12 protein-coding genes are annotated in these 13,921 nt (G+C 59.8%); 1 reads left to right on the forward strand and 11 read right to left on the reverse strand.

Features of this window, described 5'->3' with window-relative positions:
* Positions 1–280 precede the first annotated feature (280 nt).
* From A7K61_RS28120 to A7K61_RS28170, 11 genes are all read right to left on the reverse strand, one after another.
* Positions 281–619, reverse strand: a complete 339-nt coding sequence (locus tag A7K61_RS28120; protein WP_032893333.1) for a GlpM family protein — start codon at positions 617–619, stop codon at positions 281–283.
* A complete protein-coding gene (locus A7K61_RS28125; protein WP_044270507.1) occupies positions 619–1,956 on the reverse strand; it encodes a sigma-54 dependent transcriptional regulator in 1,338 nt (445 codons plus the stop codon). The genes A7K61_RS28120 and A7K61_RS28125 overlap by 1 nt, the downstream gene beginning before the upstream one ends.
* Entirely contained in the window at positions 1,953–3,854 is a 1,902-nt protein-coding gene (locus A7K61_RS28130) for a sensor histidine kinase (protein ID WP_069558825.1), read from the reverse strand. The genes A7K61_RS28125 and A7K61_RS28130 overlap by 4 nt, the downstream gene beginning before the upstream one ends.
* Before the next feature lie 172 nt (positions 3,855–4,026).
* Positions 4,027–4,761: an amino acid ABC transporter ATP-binding protein gene (locus A7K61_RS28135; protein ID WP_003188952.1), complete on the reverse strand. Its 735-nt coding sequence runs from the start codon at positions 4,759–4,761 to the stop codon at positions 4,027–4,029.
* Entirely contained in the window at positions 4,758–5,429 is a 672-nt protein-coding gene (locus A7K61_RS28140; protein ID WP_003188954.1) for an amino acid ABC transporter permease, read from the reverse strand. The genes A7K61_RS28135 and A7K61_RS28140 overlap by 4 nt, the downstream gene beginning before the upstream one ends.
* Positions 5,429–6,175 carry an amino acid ABC transporter permease gene (locus A7K61_RS28145; protein WP_003188956.1) on the reverse strand — a complete coding sequence of 249 codons (747 nt, stop codon included), beginning with the start codon at positions 6,173–6,175 and terminating at the stop codon, positions 5,429–5,431. The genes A7K61_RS28140 and A7K61_RS28145 overlap by 1 nt, the downstream gene beginning before the upstream one ends.
* 194 nt (positions 6,176–6,369) lie before the next feature.
* Positions 6,370–7,296, reverse strand: a complete 927-nt coding sequence (locus A7K61_RS28150) for a glutamate/aspartate ABC transporter substrate-binding protein (protein WP_003188957.1) — start codon at positions 7,294–7,296, stop codon at positions 6,370–6,372.
* 364 nt (positions 7,297–7,660) lie between these two features.
* Entirely contained in the window at positions 7,661–9,199 is a 1,539-nt protein-coding gene (gene glpD / locus A7K61_RS28155; RefSeq protein WP_044270500.1) for a glycerol-3-phosphate dehydrogenase, read from the reverse strand.
* Positions 9,200–9,485: 286 nt separating this feature from the next.
* On the reverse strand, positions 9,486–10,241 hold the full coding sequence (locus A7K61_RS28160; RefSeq protein ID WP_014717134.1) for a DeoR/GlpR family transcriptional regulator: 756 nt from the start codon (positions 10,239–10,241) through the stop codon (positions 9,486–9,488).
* Positions 10,242–10,335: 94 nt separating this feature from the next.
* Positions 10,336–11,841 carry a glycerol kinase GlpK gene (gene glpK, locus A7K61_RS28165; RefSeq protein WP_069558826.1) on the reverse strand — a complete coding sequence of 502 codons (1,506 nt, stop codon included), beginning with the start codon at positions 11,839–11,841 and terminating at the stop codon, positions 10,336–10,338.
* A 76-nt stretch (positions 11,842–11,917) separates the two neighbouring features.
* A complete protein-coding gene (locus A7K61_RS28170) occupies positions 11,918–12,775 on the reverse strand; it encodes an MIP/aquaporin family protein (protein ID WP_069558827.1) in 858 nt (285 codons plus the stop codon).
* A 325-nt stretch (positions 12,776–13,100) separates the two neighbouring features.
* Between A7K61_RS28170 and ybaK the strand changes: the two genes are divergently transcribed.
* Entirely contained in the window at positions 13,101–13,571 is a 471-nt protein-coding gene (gene ybaK, locus A7K61_RS28175; RefSeq protein ID WP_032893325.1) for a Cys-tRNA(Pro) deacylase, read from the forward strand.
* Positions 13,572–13,921: the final 350 nt, after the last annotated feature.

Below are 13,921 nucleotides of genomic sequence, written 5' to 3' on the forward strand. Positions count from 1 at the left end.
CGGGGCGCCTGAGATCAAAAGCAGATCAAGATCAAGAGCGGCTCGCTTCGCATCGTGGTTACCGTCTGCTGCTACAGCCCAAAAGTTGTGTAGATACCTACGGCTATCGCAGGCAAGCCAGTTCCCACATTGGTCGTGTACTACCCGCAAAATCTGCGCCTGGCACAGATCCCCTGTGGGAGTGGGCTTGCTCGCGAAGGCGGCGTGTCAGTCACTGAATCTTTAACTGAACCACCGCTTTCGCAGGCAAGCCAGCTCCCACCTGTTTAACCGCGTTGTGTCAGGTGTGCAGGCGTACCCACACGCTGACCAACACCGTCGCGGCCATCAACCAGGCCACGGCGGCGACTGCCAGCGATGCCTCCAACCGCAGCCGATCCACCATCACATACAACGTCGCCAAATACACAAAATACGGAATGATCGACCACATCCCGAACAGGATCGTGGTCTTCAAGTCCGCAACCGTTCGGCCTTTGCCGACGATGTAATGGGCGATCAGCGCAAAAGTGGGGAACAGCGGCACCAAGCCTGCGATGTAATAGTTTTTGGTCTTGGCCAGCGCCGCCAGAATCAGCACCACTGCGGCGCCAAGCGCGGCCTTCAAGAACAGATCCATCAGTGACTCAACCCGTATTTCTTGACCTTGTCGAACAGGGTGGTCTTGGCCATCCCCAGTTCCTGGCTGGCCTGGGTCAGGTTGCCGCCGCTGCGTTGCAGGGCATCGTTGAGCAGGTTGCGCTCAAAGGCTTCCACCGCCTCGGTAAAGGCAACCCCTTGGCTGCCACTGCCGGCGCCGCTTTTCTTGAAGGCGGGCAGGCCGAGGGCGAAGCGTTCGGCGACGTTGCGCAGCTCACGCACGTTGCCTGGCCAGTCGTGGCTCATCAGGTTGGACAGGGTCTGGTTGTCCAGCTCCGGCACGGCGCGGTCGAAGCGTAGCGAAGATTGCTGCAGGAAATGTTCGAACAGTTGCAGGATGTCTTCACGCCGCTCGCGCAGGGGCGGCAGTTCCAGGGTGACCACGTTGAGGCGGTAGTACAGGTCGCTGCGGAACTGGCTGGCGCGGCTCAATTCGTCGAGGTCGGACTTGGTGGCAGCGATTACTCGGCAATCCACCGCCACGCTCTGGTTCGAACCCAAGCGTTCCAACGTGCGTTCTTGTAGCACTCGCAGCAATTTGATCTGCAGGTTGATCGGCATGCTCTCTACTTCATCGAGGAACAGCGTGCCTTGATGGGCATGCTCGATCTTGCCGATGCGACGTTTGCCGGCGCCGGTGAAGGCGTTAGCCTCGTGGCCAAAAATCTCGCTTTCAAACAGGTTTTCCGGCAGGCCACCGCAGTTGAGGGCAACGAACTGGTGGGTATGGCGCCGGCTGAAATCATGCAGGCAGCGCGCGACCAGTTCCTTGCCGGTGCCGGTCTCGCCTTCGATCAGCACGTTGGCCGAGGTGTCGGCGACATTGGCAATCAGTTCGCGCAGGTTTTGCATCGCTGGCGAGCGGCCGATGATGCGGCCTTCCAGCGAGTCGCGCTCGGCCAGTTGCCGGCGTAGCGACCAGACTTCCCGCGCCAGCCCGCGTTGTTCCAGGGCGCGGCGTGCCACGTCAACCAGGCGTTCGGGCGAGAAGGGTTTCTCCATGAAGTCGTAGGCGCCGTTACGCATGGCGCCCACCGCCATGGAGATATCGCCGTGGCCTGTGATCAGCACCACCGGCAGGCTTTTATCCAAGGCCTTGAGGCGGGTCAGCAGTTCCAGGCCATCGATGCCCGGCAAGCGAATGTCGCTGATGACGATGCCGGCGAAGTTTTCACCGATGCGCTTGAGCGCTTCTTCGGCGCTGCCCACGCCGACGCTGGTAATGTCTTCGAGCGCCAGTGCTTGCTGGCAACCGAGCAGTACATGGGGGTCGTCTTCGACGATCAGGACGGTGAGGTCTTGGGCTTGTGTATTCATGTCGACTCAGCTCGTTGAGCGCCCACCAATGGCAGGTTCAGGACAAAGGCGGTACCACCATTGGCCGGATGTTCCACGGCCAGGCTGCCGCCGGTGGCGGCAGCGAGGCTTGCGGAAAGGGTCAGGCCCAGGCCCAGGCCTTGTTCGCCGGGCTTGGTGGTAAAAAAGGGTTCGAACAAATGCTTGCGCGCCTCGGGGTCGATACCGTGGCCATTATCACGCACCAACAGGCGGTATTTGCCGTCGCCGCTCTGGCCTTCCAGCCACAGCTGCGGCGCCGCTTGGTCCTGCATCGCATCGAGGGCGTTGCCGATCAGGTTGACCAGGATCTGCTCCAGGCGGGTCTGGTCGATCTGCAGTTGGGCATTGGCAAAGTCACGGTGCACGGTCAACGGCAGGCTGTCCAGGCGCGCGCCGAGCACCTGGAACGCGGCGTCCACGGCCTTGCCGAGGCTGGCTTCGCCCTGGTCGTCACCGCGCCGGGCAAAGGAGCGCAGGCTGGCGGTAATGCGGCCCATGCGGTCGATCAGTTCGTTGATGGTCTTGAGGTTGGTGCTGGCGGTGTCCAGGGCGCCGCGCTCAAGGAAGCGGACGGTGTTGCCCGACAGCGTGCGCAACGCTGCCAGCGGCTGGTTCAGTTCGTGGGCGATGCTGGTGGACATCTGGCCAATGGCCGCGAGCTTGCCAGCCTGCACCAGTTCGTCCTGGGCGTGGCGCAGGGTTTCTTCGGCCTGGCGTCGTTCGCGAATCTGGCCCTTGAGCCGTTCGTTGCTGGCGCGCAGGTCGGCGGTGCGTTCGGCAATCCGACGCTCAAGCAGGCTGTTGGCTTCCTGCAAGGCTTCCCGTGCGGCGAGGCGGGTGGCGATGACCTTGCGCCGTTCGTTCCAGGCGATCAGCAGGAAGGCGACCAGGCCAAAGGCGACGGCCACCAGGATGCCTTGGTTGATCGCGGCGCGGCGCAGGTCGTTGAGCGGGGTGAGCAGGGTAAAGTTCCACGGCGTGTCGTTGAGCGGACGGGTCTGCGCCAGGTAGCTGACGGCGTGCTGGTCGTTGACCACTTCGGTGTTGGCCGGGAAGGTCAGTTTCTCGGTGCCTTCGTTCAGGCGCTCGCGGGCCAGGGGTTGCAGTTCATTGAGCGTCGCCCAGTAATATTGCAGGCTGTGGGCCAGGCGGTCCTTGGTGTCATCGCTCAGCGGGCGTACGGCCTTGAGGCGACGCGCCGGGTCGCTGGAAAGAATAATGATGCCGTTCTCATCGCTCACGAAAGCTTCAAGGCGCGCACGTTGCCAGCGCTCTTCAAGGGCTTCGAGGCGCACCTTGACCACGGCGACGCCGATGATCTTGCCGTGCTCTTCCAGGCCATGGGCCAGGTAATAGCCGGGTTCGCCGTTGGTGCTGCCGATGCCGTAGAAACGGCCAGGCTGGCCGCGTACGGCATTCTGGAAATAGGCGCGAAAGGACAGGTCTTCACCTTGGTAACTGTCGGCATCGCGCCAGTTACTGGTGGCCAGCACGCGGCCGGTGGTGTCCATCACATAGATGGCGCGGCTGCGACTGCGGCGGTTCAGGCCTTCGAGGTAGTCGTTGACCGTCTTGCGGGTTTCCTGGTTCGGGTCGGCGAGCAGTTGGGAAACACTGGACTCCAGTTCCAGCAGGCTGGGCAGGTAGGTGTACTTGCTCAGTTCGCTTTCGACGGTACGGGCGTGCAACTCCAACTGGCGTTCGCCATTGTCGCTGAGGGTGCGGATGCCGTAGTAGTCACTGACCCAGAAGCCGATATAACCCAGGCCGACCATCAGGGCGATGATCAACGGCGGCAGGAACAGTTGGCGTATCAGACGAGGCTTCACGGCAAGTGATGGCGGCGCGGCGCGATATTGATTGGGGTCGCATTTCATCACAGATGCCTTGGGTCAACCAGAGCGTGCAACCTGCGCGGTTCAGTGTGGGAGCGGGCTTGCTCGCGAATGCAGTCTGCCAGTTGATGCATCAGTGACTGACATGCCGCATTCGCGAGCAAGCCCGCTCCCACATTGGTCCAGTTTTTACAGGGCAAGCTATGTGTCGCTTTTAGTGCTGCAGGATTTTCTCAAGGAAGTGCTGCGCACGCTCGGAGCGGGCGCTGATGTCGCCGAAGAACTCTTCTTTGGGGCAGTCTTCGATGATCTTGCCGGCGTCCATGAAGATCACACGGTCGGCCACTTTGCGCGCAAAGCCCATTTCGTGGGTCACGCACATCATGGTCATGCCTTCGTGGGCCAGTTGCACCATCACGTCGAGCACTTCGTTGACCATTTCCGGGTCCAGCGCCGAGGTCGGTTCGTCGAACAGCATGACGATCGGGTCCATGGCCAGGGCGCGGGCAATCGCCACACGTTGTTGCTGGCCGCCGGAGAGCTGGCCAGGGTGCTTGTGGGCGTGCGCCGACAAGCCCACGCGGTCGAGCAGTTGCAGGCCCTTCTTGGTGGCTTCTTCCTTGCTGCGGCCCAGCACCTTGATCTGCGCGATGGTCAGGTTTTCGGTGATGGTCAGGTGCGGGAACAGCTCGAAGTGCTGGAACACCATGCCCACGCGCGAGCGCAGTTTTGGCAGGTTGGTCTTCGGGTCGGCGATGGAGGTGCCGTCGACCACGATGTCGCCCTTCTGGAACGGTTCCAGTGCGTTGACGCACTTGATCAGGGTGGATTTGCCCGAGCCGGATGGCCCGCACACCACGATCACTTCGCCTTTTTTAACCTCGGTGCTGCAATCGGTCAGCACCTGGAAGTCGCCATACCACTTGTTGATGTTCTTGATAGAGATCATACGGCAAACCTTTTTTGCAGACGCTTGACCAGCAGCGAGGCGGAAAAGCTGATGATGAAGTAGACGACACCGGCAAAGATCAGGAACTCATTGGAGCGGCCGATGATGTCGCCGTTGGAGCGGGCGGAGTTGAGGAAGTCCACCAGGCCCACGGTGTAGACCAGGGAGGTGTCCTGGAACAGGATGATCGACTGTTGCAGCAGCAACGGCGTCATCTTGCGGAACGCCTGGGGCAGGATGATCAGGCGCATGGTCTGGCCGTAGGTCATGCCCATGGCTTGTGCCGCCGCCATCTGGCCCTTGGGAATCGACTGCACACCGGCTCGTACGATTTCGCAGAAGTACGCGGCCTCGAACATCATGAACGCCACGACGCAGGAGGTGAACGCGCCGATCGGCGTGTCTTCACCGGTGATCCAGCGCAACACGAACGGCACCGCCAGGTAGAACCAGGTGATCACCAGCAGCAACGGGATCGAGCGGAAGTAGTTCACGTAGGCGCCGGCCACGCGGGACAGCAGTTTGTTGGACGACAAGCGCATCAGGGCCAGGATGGTCCCGATGATGATGCCGCCGACCACGCCCATGACCATCAGCTTCAAGGTCATGACCATGCCGTTCCACAGGCCTGGAATGGCGGGGATGATGCCGCTGAAATCGAAGTCCATTATTTGCCCCCCACGGAGATCAGGCCGGGCACTGCGACTTTCTTCTCGACCACGCGCATCAGCAGCATCAGGCTCATGTTCAGGGTGAAGTAGATCAGCGTGGCCAGGGTGAAGGCTTCAAACAGGTTGGCCGAGAACTCGGCGGTCTGTTTGGTTTGCGCCAGCAGTTCCATCAAGCCGATCAAGGACGCCACGGAGGAGTTCTTGAACACGTTGAGAAATTCGGAGGTAAGCGGCGGAATTATGATGCGGTAAGCCTGGGGCAGCAGCACGTTCCAATAGATCTGCGGCAGCTTGAAGCCCATGGCGCGTGCCGCGGATTCCTGGCCGCGTGGCAGCGCCTGGATACCGGTACGCACTTGCTCACACACACGGGCGGCGGTGAACAGGCCCAGGCACACCACGACGCTCAGGTAGGCCGAGGTAGTCGGGTTCAGGTCTTGTTTGTACCAGTCCTGCAGGTTCTGCGGCAGCATGTCCGGTACCAGAAAGTACCAGATGAACAGCTGAACCAGCAGCGGCACGTTACGAAACAGTTCCACGTAGCAGGTCGCGATGCCCGATACGAGGCGGTTTGGCACAGTGCGCATGACCCCCAGAATGGAGCCCAGCAGCAAGGCGATAATCCATGCCACGATAGCGATGGCGATGGTCCAGCCCAGCCCGGAGAGGTACCAGTCGAGATAAGTCTCGCTGCCCACGCCGGTGGACTTGAAGAACACGCCCCAGTCCCAGTTGTAATTCATTAGGGTCTCCCCTCGAGATCGATCGATGTACAAGCACCCGCTTGGGGAAGATCCGTTCCCGCCTGACGTTGAACGCCAGGCACACACGATCGGCTCGAAAACCGCCAGGTCGAGTGTTCCAAGTTAAAGCCAGCAGGTAATTACAGACGCCTGAGGGAGGGTTGGCTCCCTCAGGACATAAGCTTAGTCAGGTATCAGATTTTTACTTCTGGCGCTGGTTTGTCGCTTGGGTTAGCGATCAGCTCCTTGACCTTGTCGCTCATCGGGAAGTTCAGGTTCAGGCCCTTTGGTGGGATCGGGCTTTCGAACCATTTGGCGTAGATCTTGTTGATCTCGCCAGACTTGTACAGGGCGACAATGGCGTCATCCACGGCTTTCTTGAAGTCCGGATCGCCTTTGCGAACCATGCAAGCGTAGGCCTCGAAGGACTGTGGAGTACCGGTAATGACCCAGTCATCAGGCTTCTTGGCCTTGGCTTCTTCACCGGCCAGCAGGGCGTCGTCCATCATGAACGCAACGGCACGGCCGCTTTCGAGCATCTGGAAGGATTCGCCGTGGTCTTTGGCGGAGATGACGTTCATGCCCATCTGCTTGTCGGCGTTCATCGCCTTGATGATGCGCTCGGACGTGGTGCCGGCGGTGGTCACCACGTTTTTGCCTTTCAGGTCGGCAAAGTCAGCGTAGGACGGCTTGCCTTCCTTGTCTTTCTTGACGAGCAAACGGGTGCCGATTTCGAAGATGTTGACGGTGAAATCAACTTGCTGGGCGCGTTCTGTGTTGTTGGTGGTGGAGCCGCACTCCAGATCCGCGGTGCCGTTCTGGATCAGCGGGATACGGGTTTGCGAGGTCACTAGGTTGTACTTGGCTTTGAGGTCGGGTTTGTTCAGGTCTTTTTTCAGCTGCTCGACGACGGCCAACTGGATGTCGTGGGAGTAGCCCACGGGTTTGCCCGAACCATCCGCGATGTAGGAAAACGGAATGGAGCTGTCGCGGTGAGCGAGAGTGATGGTGCCGGAGTCGTTGATTTTCTTCAGTGTGCCGGTGAGTTCGGCGGCAAAAACTGGAGTGCTGATCAGAGCAGCAGCGATAGCTGCGCCCAGGATATGGGGAACGATGCGCATCAATACTTCCTCGACATTTGTTTTTTTTATGAAGCCAGCTGAACGGCTCTCTTGTATAGCGACTGCCCGTGACGGCTCCTAAGGCGCCTCAGGCAATCGTTGAAGAGTGTAGAGCATGAGTCGTGCCATACCGAAAACAAAAGGATAACTTCATGATTTATATGGAAATTAACTTTTTGTTTCGGCGATATTTTCGGTCGATAGTCCGGCAAACCGAATAGGGCAGAGGGGCGTGTTCGGAAAACCGAATAGTCCGTAGGGGCGAGCTTGCTCGCGAAAAACGCAAAAGCGCCGCGTTTATGCTGAATAAACGCGGCGCTCTCAGGTTTTTCGCGAGCAAGCTCGCTCCTACACGGTAGGGCGGTCAGGCGGCTTCGATCTTGCCGCGGCTCTGCTCGACCTTGGACAGGTAGCGTTGCAAGTTTTCCTGTTCCTGCTCGGTGGTGAACAGGCCAAGCTTGGTGCGGCGCCACAGCACGTCCTGCGGTTGTGTCACCCACTCTTCGGCGCACAGATAGTCGACTTCGCGGGTATAGAGGCCGCCACCCAGGTGGTCACCCAGGTCGGCCAGCGATTGCACACCTTCCAGCAAGCGCCAAGTGCGGCTGCCGTAAGTGGTGGACCAGCGGCGGGCGATCTCGCTCGGTACCCAGTCGAACTTGGCGCGGATGGCGTCGGCCAGAGCTTCAGGGGTGCTCATATTTTCGCCGCCGGGCAGGCTCGCCGTGGCAGTCCAACTTGGGCGCATCTGGGTGAAGTACGGCGCCAGTTGGGCCATGGCCGACTCAGCCAGTTTGCGATAGGTGGTCAGCTTGCCGCCGAATACCGACAGGATCGGCGCTTCGCCGGTGCCGCCGGACAAGGCCAGGGTGTAATCACGCGTGATGGCCGATGGGTTATCCGACTCGTCGTTGCACAGCGGGCGCACGCCGGAGTAGGTGTGGACAATATCGTCACGGCTCAGTTGTTTCTTGAAGTGCGCGTTGACCACCTTGAGCATGTAGTCGGTTTCACCTTCGGTGATCGCCACTGCAGCCGGGTCGCCGGTGTATTCGCGGTCGGTGGTGCCGATGATGGTCAAGTGGTTCAGGTACGGAATGGTGAAGACGATGCGCTGGTCTTCGTTCTGCAGGATGTGCGCATGGGCGCCTTCGTACAGGCGCGGCACGATCAGGTGGCTGCCTTGAATCAGGCGGATGCCGTAGGGCGAATCCAGCTTCAGGTCGTCCTTGATGAATTTGGCCACCCAAGGGCCGGCAGCATTCACCAGCGCGCGGGCGCGGATCGAGAACAGGCTGCCGTCGGCACGCTCCATGTTCATTTCCCACAAGCCGTTGCTGCGATGGGCGCTGACGCAACGGGTCTGCGTGTGGATGTGCGCGCCTTTCTCGCGGGCTGCCATGGCGTTGAGCACGACCAGGCGGGCGTCATCGACCCAGCAGTCGGAGTATTCGAAGCCTCGGGTGATTTCACTTTTCAGCGGGCTGTCGGCGCCAAACTTGAGGCTTTTGGACCCTGCCAGTTTCTCGCGCTTGCCCAAGTGGTCATACAGGAACAGGCCGGCGCGAATCATCCACGCTGGGCGCAGGTGCGGGCGGTGCGGCAGTACGAAGCGCATTTGCTTGACGATGTGCGGCGCTTTGCCCAGCAGCACTTCACGTTCCGCCAGGGCTTCGCGCACCAGGCGGAATTCGTAGTGTTCCAGGTAACGCAGGCCACCGTGGATCAGCTTGCTGCTGGCCGATGAGGTGTGGCTGGCCAAGTCATCCTTTTCGCAAAGGAATACCGACAAACCGCGACCGGCTGCGTCTGCTGCAATCCCGACGCCATTGATCCCGCCGCCAATTACGGCAACGTCATAGACTTCGGCAAGCGGTGGAGCAGGCAAGGTGGAAGGGTTCATCGGCTGGCCTCGCGATCTTTTCGTCTTGGAATTCGAACATTAATGTTCATTTGCGAAAATGGTAGCTGATAATTGCGGGCACAGCCACCCGACTTCGATTGAAAAAACTCATCGAAGGGTGGGGAAAGGAAAATTTGTGAACATGAGCCTGTGACAGGCTTGAGGTATGGGCTATTGGATAGATCGCTTTCGCGAGCAAGCCCGCTCCCACATTTGATCGAGTTCCAACATGGGAATGCGTTCAAATGTGGGAGCGGGCTTGCTCGCGAAGGCGGCGGTACAGGCGCTACACGACCTCCAGCCGCACCTTATGCTCATTCAACACCTGCACCAACGCCGGCACCGGCTGTTGGTCAGTCACCAGGCAGTCCACCAGGCTGATCGGCCCCAGGCGAATCATGGCATTGCGCCCGAATTTGCTGGAGTCTGCCGCCAGAATCACTTGTCGCGCATTGGCGATGATTGCCTGGGAGACCCGTACTTCCTGGTAATCGAAGTCCAGCAGGCTGCCGTCCTCGTCGATACCGCTGATGCCCACCAGGGCAAAGTCGACCTTGAACTGGTTGATGAAGTCGACACTGGCCTGGCCGACCACACCACCGTCACGGCGCACATTGCCGCCGGTGAGCAACACATCGAAGTCGTCCTTGGCACTGAGCATGGTGGCGACGTTGAGGTTGTTGGTGATGATTTTCAGGTGGTTGTGATTGAGCAGCGCACGGGCGATGGATTCGGTGGTGGTGCCGATGTTGATGAACAGCGAGGCGTGATCGGGAATCTGTGCGGCAATGGCTTCGCCGATGCGTTGCTTCTCGTCGCGCATCTGGTCGGCACGCATGGCGTACGCGGTGTTCTCGACACTGGAGTCATAGGCTGCGCCGCCGTGGTAGCGGCGCAACAGGTTGGCGTCCGCCAACTGGTTGATATCGCGGCGGATGGTTTGCGGGGTGACAACGAATAGCTGCGCCATTTCCTCGATACTGACGTAGCCGCGTTCGCGGACCAGTTCGAGGATTTGTTGTTGGCGGGGAGGCAGATTCATGGGGCGTCCTTTGGGCTGCCATACAAAAGTGGCCCATGATGACGCAGGAATCCGCTCCCTGCCAGTTACAACCTACCGCAAGCCAGCGCTTGGCTTATTCGGCGCCTTCGTGCGGCTCCCAGTCACGGGTGCGGCTCACAGCTTTTTGCCAGCCGGCGTAGAGTTTCTCTTTGGCCGCTTCATCCAGCTGTGGCTCGAACTCGCGCTCGATTACCGCTTTGCCGCGCAGCTCGTCCAGGCTGCCCCAGAAACCACACGCCAGGCCAGCCAGGTAGGCCGCGCCGAGGGCAGTGGTTTCACGCATTTGCGGGCGTTCTACCTGGGTGCCGAGGATGTCGGCCTGGAACTGCATCAGGAAGTTGTTGGCAACCGCACCGCCGTCCACGCGCAGGGCCTTGAGGCGTTCGCCCGAGTCCTGTTGCATGGCGTCGAGGACGTCGCGGGTCTGGTAGGCAATCGACTCCAGGGCTGCACGAATAATGTGGTCCACGCGTACGCCACGGGTCAGGCCGAACAGCGCGCCACGGGCATACGGGTCCCAGTAGGGCGCGCCGAGGCCGGTGAAGGCGGGTACCAGGTACACGCCGTTGCTGTCCTTGACCTTGCCGGCAAAGTATTCGGTGTCGTGGGCATCGTTGATGATCTTCAGCTCGTCACGCAGCCATTGCACGGTGGAGCCGCCGTTGAAGACTGCGCCTTCCAATGCGTAGGCCACCTCGCCGCGTGGGCCGCAGGCGATGGTGGTGAGCATGCCGTGCTTGGATTTGACCGCCTTGTCGCCGGTGTTCATCAGCAGGAAGCAGCCGGTACCGTAGGTGTTCTTGGCCTGGCCAGCTTCCACGCACATCTGGCCGAACAGGGCGGCTTGCTGGTCACCGGCAATGCCGCCGATGGCAATACCGCTCTTGGTACGGCCGTAGATTTCCGATGACGACTTCACTTGCGGCAGCATTTCCCGCGGAATGTCGAGAATCTCCAGCATCTTCGCATCCCACTCCAGGGTGTGGATGTTGAAGAGCATGGTGCGCGAGGCGTTGGTGTAGTCGGTGACGTGGGTCTTGCCGCCGGTAAATTTCCAGATCAGCCAGCTGTCGACGGTGCCGAACAGCAGTTCGCCGTTGCGTGCACGTTCGCGGCTGCCTTCGATGTTGTCGAGGATCCACTTGAGTTTGGTGCCGGAAAAGTACGGGTCGGTCACAAGGCCCGTGGTATCACTGATGTATTGCTCATGGCCATCGCGCTTGAGCTGCTGGCAGATCTCGGTGCTGCGGCGGCACTGCCAGACAATGGCGTTGTAGATTGGACGGCCGGTGATCTTGTCCCAGACCACGGTGGTTTCACGCTGGTTGGTGATACCGATGGCGGCCACCTGGTCGTGGTGCAGGCCGGCCTGGGCCAGCGCTTCGACCATCACCGCGCTCTGGGTGGCGAAAATTTCCATCGGGTCATGTTCGACCCAGCCAGCCTGCGGGTAATGCTGGACGAATTCGCGCTGGGCGGTACACACCACGTTGGCGTCACGATCGAAGATGATCGCCCGGGAACTGGTAGTGCCCTGATCAAGGGCAATGATGTAGTTCTTATTCTGAAGGTCGGTCATGTCAATTGCCTTGGACGAAATAAGGAAGTCAGAAATCAGCCTGGGCCGCGAAGGGCAGGGGACCAGGCTGGCGCTTTCAGGAAATACGGGGCTTGCCGTTGACAGCTGTGTCAGGTGTTTCTTCAGCGATAGCCGGTGCGGCGCTTGGCAGGTGTCGAGCAATCAGCCCGCGGTAGGCCGCAGCACCGAGGCATGCGCCGACAATCGGGGCGAAAATCGGCACCAGGAAATAAGGAATATCGCGACCGCCAGTAAAGGCCATTTCACCCCAACCAGCGAAAAAGGTCATCAGCTTGGGACCGAAATCCCGAGCCGGGTTCATCGCAAAGCCGGTCAGCGGGCCCATGGCGCTACCAATCACCGCGATCAGCAAGCCGATCAGCAGGGGCGCCAGCGGGCCGCGTGGCAGGCCGTTGTTGTCATCGGTAAGGGCCATGATCACGCCCATCAGGATGGCGGTGATGACCATCTCCACCAGGAATGCCTGGGCCGTGCTCAGCAGTGCATGGGGGTAGGTTGAGAACACCGAGGCCAATTCCAGGCTGGCTTGAGAGCCGCGGACCATGTGGTGGGTTTGTTCGTAATCGAAAAACAGGTTGCTGTAGAGCGTGTACACCAAGGCGGCGGAGCAGAAGGCGCCGGCGACCTGGGCAAGAATATAGAAGGGCAGTTTGCGCTTTTCAAAATCGGCAAAGATGCACAGGGCGATACTGACCGCCGGGTTGAGGTGAGCCCCGGAAATACCGGCACTCAGGTAGATCGCCATGCTCACGCCCACCCCCCAGATGATACTGATTTCCCACAAGCCAAAGCTCGCACCCGCGACCTTGAGCGCGGCGACGCATCCTGTACCGAAGAAGATCAGCAGCGCGGTGCCCAGGAATTCGGCCATGCATTGGCTCGAAAGTGAAGGCTGTTGAAGAGCAGTTGTCATGGAAAACCTCAATTGTTGTTCTTGTCTTGCGCACCGCCTCAACGGGCAATTGCGCGATATTCACCGCGAGAAGGATCCCCATCCTGGATCGCGGCTTACTGCGGAGTACCAGAGGATTATTCCTACGGTATTCGGAAACGAAAAAATATAGACAAGAATGACCGCTGTCAAAGGTCGAAAGTGAACCATTGGTCATTTCCGAACTATTGGTGTGGTGAATGATCATGGGCAGGGCGCGTCGCTTTAGCGGTAATAGGGCTGTGCTAGAGCGTTTCAGGCGGTCTTGGCCTAGAATTGGCCATCAGTTTGCCCGCCTGGAGCCGCTATGACCCCCGCATTGGACCTGTTGAAAAAAGTTCGCGCCGAACATCGCATCCACAGTTATGAACATGATCCCAAGGCAGCATCCTATGGGCTGGAGGCCGCGGAAAAATTGAGCCTGGACCCGGCCCAGGTGTTTAAGACGCTGTTGGCGAGCAGTGAGAAGGGTGAGTTGTTGGTGGCGGTGGTGCCGGTCGTCGGAAGTCTGGACTTGAAAGCTCTGGCTCACGCTGCGGGTGTGAAGAAAGTCGAAATGGCTGACCCGGCAGCGGCGCAGCGCTCCACGGGGTATCTGTTGGGCGGCATCAGCCCGTTGGGGCAGAAGAAGCGGCTGCGCACGTTTATCGATGAAACGGCGCAACCCTTTGCAACGATTTTTGTCAGTGCGGGCAGAAGGGGTTTGGAAGTTGAATTGCCGGCGGCGGTGTTGGCGGAACACACCCAGGCCAAATTCGCACCGATTGGCCGGGCCTGATAATCATTTTTTGAGGGCCGTGGCTCTCAAATGCGTGGTTTGACAGAGATAGGCATAGGTATCTTCATAACTTTGGAGTGACGCTGAACCTGTGGCGAGGGAGCTTGCTCCCGTGACGGAATGCCAACCGACGCTGACCTACCTGACACACTGCTATCCAATTGTGGGAGCTGGCTTGCCTGCGATGACGGCCCGCCAGCCAACACCTACCTACCTGACACTCAGATATCAAACTGTGGGCTTGCTCGCGAAGGCGGCCTGGCAGGCGACACAGTTGGATTGTGTACATATCCATTGCTGCGGTAACGGCCGCTTAGGGTTCCGCCCTGACGGCGGGTCACTTTGGAAGA

This window comes from Pseudomonas sp. AP42 (assembly GCF_001728935.1).
In the GTDB taxonomy this organism is placed as follows: Bacteria; Pseudomonadota; Gammaproteobacteria; order Pseudomonadales; family Pseudomonadaceae; genus Aquipseudomonas; species Aquipseudomonas lactis.

What these genes read in the sequence shown, in the direction of transcription:
- A7K61_RS28120 (WP_032893333.1), bottom strand. Translation starts at nt 619, where the DNA reads ATGGATCTGTTCTTGAAGGCCGCGCTTGGCGCCGCAGTGGTGCTGATT.
- A7K61_RS28125 (WP_044270507.1), bottom strand. Translation starts at nt 1,956, where the DNA reads ATGAATACACAAGCCCAAGACCTCACCGTCCTGATCGTCGAAGACGAC.
- A7K61_RS28130 (WP_069558825.1), bottom strand. Translation starts at nt 3,854, where the DNA reads ATGAAATGCGACCCCAATCAATATCGCGCCGCGCCGCCATCACTTGCC.
- A7K61_RS28135 (WP_003188952.1), bottom strand. Translation starts at nt 4,761, where the DNA reads ATGATCTCTATCAAGAACATCAACAAGTGGTATGGCGACTTCCAGGTG.
- A7K61_RS28140 (WP_003188954.1), bottom strand. Translation starts at nt 5,429, where the DNA reads ATGGACTTCGATTTCAGCGGCATCATCCCCGCCATTCCAGGCCTGTGG.
- A7K61_RS28145 (WP_003188956.1), bottom strand. Translation starts at nt 6,175, where the DNA reads ATGAATTACAACTGGGACTGGGGCGTGTTCTTCAAGTCCACCGGCGTG.
- A7K61_RS28150 (WP_003188957.1), bottom strand. Translation starts at nt 7,296, where the DNA reads ATGCGCATCGTTCCCCATATCCTGGGCGCAGCTATCGCTGCTGCTCTG.
- glpD (WP_044270500.1), bottom strand. Translation starts at nt 9,199, where the DNA reads ATGAACCCTTCCACCTTGCCTGCTCCACCGCTTGCCGAAGTCTATGAC.
- A7K61_RS28160 (WP_014717134.1), bottom strand. Translation starts at nt 10,241, where the DNA reads ATGAATCTGCCTCCCCGCCAACAACAAATCCTCGAACTGGTCCGCGAA.
- glpK (WP_069558826.1), bottom strand. Translation starts at nt 11,841, where the DNA reads ATGACCGACCTTCAGAATAAGAACTACATCATTGCCCTTGATCAGGGC.
- A7K61_RS28170 (WP_069558827.1), bottom strand. Translation starts at nt 12,775, where the DNA reads ATGACAACTGCTCTTCAACAGCCTTCACTTTCGAGCCAATGCATGGCC.
- ybaK (WP_032893325.1), top strand. Translation starts at nt 13,101, where the DNA reads ATGACCCCCGCATTGGACCTGTTGAAAAAAGTTCGCGCCGAACATCGC.